Genomic DNA, 1,915 nt, shown 5'->3' with positions numbered 1-1,915 from the left:
CACCCGTCGAATACGAGACCAACTACTACCTGACAACCACGAAACCCCAGGTCACGACCACCAACTGAGATCTCTACCGAACCCGGGGCGGTTCAGAAAGACGGGGTGGCTGAGACGATGCCCCGGTGAACTACTCCTCGCATTTCAGCATCGGTCCTGGTCATGACTGGCAGCATCTACCGGAGCCCAGGCCGGCCGAGCCCGGTCAATGGCCGAAACTGGAGGCCGCACTCGCTGTGGTCAATCGCGACCTGATGGCGACCCTGCCGGATCAAGAAGCACTGATACTGATGGTTGACTCGCCTCGGCAGCCTTTGCCCCCGAGCAGAATCGACAGGGGTCAGGTCTACGTGGCGATGCCCGACGGCCGTTGGCACGGCAATTCGGTGAATGCGTGCGACCTGGAGGAGGGCGACCCGCCAGAGCCGGACGATGCGACGACGCTCCTGACTGTGGTCGCAGATGCGGCGCAGTCGACCATCATGGAGTTGCTCTGGCGGGTCTGGCCGATCTGCTCGGAACACAAGATCGGAATGCACCCTCGTCCCGCAGGGACCACTGACGACTGGTACCAGGGCGAAACGGACGCGGCTGGCCCTCCGGTGTGGTGGTGCCGGGGCAGCCAAGACGGCGATTGCCACGACGTCTCCCTGGTGGGCGAGTTGGCCGCCGCCCTGCCAGGAAAGCAACGTCGCGCACTGCGGCGCAGCGAGCGTAAACGAGATGGCCGCCGATAGCCGCGGGGCCAGGCAACTGCGCGTTGGCGCCGGATCCACCTTTCGCTGCCACCCGCGAAGTACGGAGCTAGCGCCCGGCACGCCGTCCGGGGCATGCGTCCGCAGATGCTCGGCGACCGCATGCGAGTGCACAGGCCATGTGTCGGGGTGTTGTTGCAGCCGCTGCTCAGCGGCCTCGACGGCCAGGCCAGGCTCCGTGGTGTCTGGGTACAGCAGCCGGACGAATCCTTCGAGGGCTGCGCGCAGGTAGCCGAGACGGACCTGGTGCTGCTGCCACTCCTCCATCATCTCGGTCCAGACGGCGAGGCGCAGGTCCGCCTCGGCAACCACGACGCCCGTCTCCTCCTTCAGTTCGCGTACTGCAGTCGCGGTGATCGGTTCCCGGGGCTCCCCCTTGCCGCTGGGAACATCCCACTCACCAGGCGCGAAATCCAAGTGGCGGCCCCGCCGCAGGATGAGGAGTCTGCCGCTGTCCGGATCCGTGACGAGAGCAGCAGCGATGAGCCGTGTCGTCATCGGTTCGCTCTTCCACCGGGCCGCCGACGGATCGGACTCAGCCAAATCGCCTTCCTCCAAACGATCTCAGAGGGCGTTTACATAGGTTTGTTCCGGTATGCGGGTTTCGACCGTGACCCACTTTGGGGTTAATTACCTGATAAGTGCTAGTCGTTCACCCGGAAGCGGTGAACTCGACTGCCCGTCTCATCCGCTTCTCTACTCCAGAGTCCGTCTGGTTTGAAAAAGAGACGGAAACGCCCGAGAGGTATCGGGACACGGTGTTGCGGACCTTTCATGATCATGCTGGCCCGTGAGCCAGCGGAAGCCGTACCCCAGCGACCTGTCCGACGCCCGATGGGCCCTGATCGAACCGACGTTGACCGCCTGGCGAAAAGCCCGGCTCGACCGCAGGCCCACCGGCCAGCCGGCGAAAGTCGAACTGCGCGACGTATTCAACGCGCTCCTCTACGTGAACCGCACGGGGATCCCCTGGAAATACCTCCCGCACGTCTTCCCCAACTACGGCACCGTCTACGCCTATTACGCCGCCTGGCGCGACGAGGGAATCTTCACCCAGCTCAACTGCGACCTCGTAGGTCTGGCCCGCGTGAAAGAGGGGCGCAAGCCCGAGCCGACGGCCTCCGTGATCGACACCCAAAGCGTGAAGACCTCCACCAACG

2 protein-coding genes and 1 pseudogene are annotated in these 1,915 nt (G+C 64.4%); 2 read left to right on the top strand and 1 reads right to left on the bottom strand.

Annotated features, from left to right (window positions below; genetic code table 11):
- Positions 1-125 precede the first annotated feature (125 nt).
- Positions 126-737: a hypothetical protein gene (locus ABZ281_RS47750; protein ID WP_356664930.1), complete on the top strand. Its 612-nt coding sequence runs from the start codon at positions 126-128 to the stop codon at positions 735-737.
- 231 nt (positions 738-968) lie between these two features.
- Here the strand turns inward: ABZ281_RS47750 and ABZ281_RS47745 are convergent.
- Positions 969-1,253 (bottom strand): annotated as a pseudogene (locus tag ABZ281_RS47745) (NUDIX domain-containing protein); the annotation flags it as partial.
- Positions 1,254-1,545: 292 nt separating this feature from the next.
- Here ABZ281_RS47745 and ABZ281_RS47740 point away from each other — a divergent pair.
- The coding region (locus ABZ281_RS47740) for a transposase (RefSeq protein ID WP_356664928.1) at positions 1,546-1,915 on the top strand (370 nt) is incomplete at its 3' end.

Source organism: Streptomyces sp. NPDC006265 (assembly GCF_040613555.1).
In the GTDB taxonomy this organism is placed as follows: Bacteria; Actinomycetota; Actinomycetes; order Streptomycetales; family Streptomycetaceae; genus Streptomyces.
The sequence above is the reverse complement of the archived record's forward strand: the minus strand, read 5'-3'. Positions and strand labels throughout refer to the sequence as shown.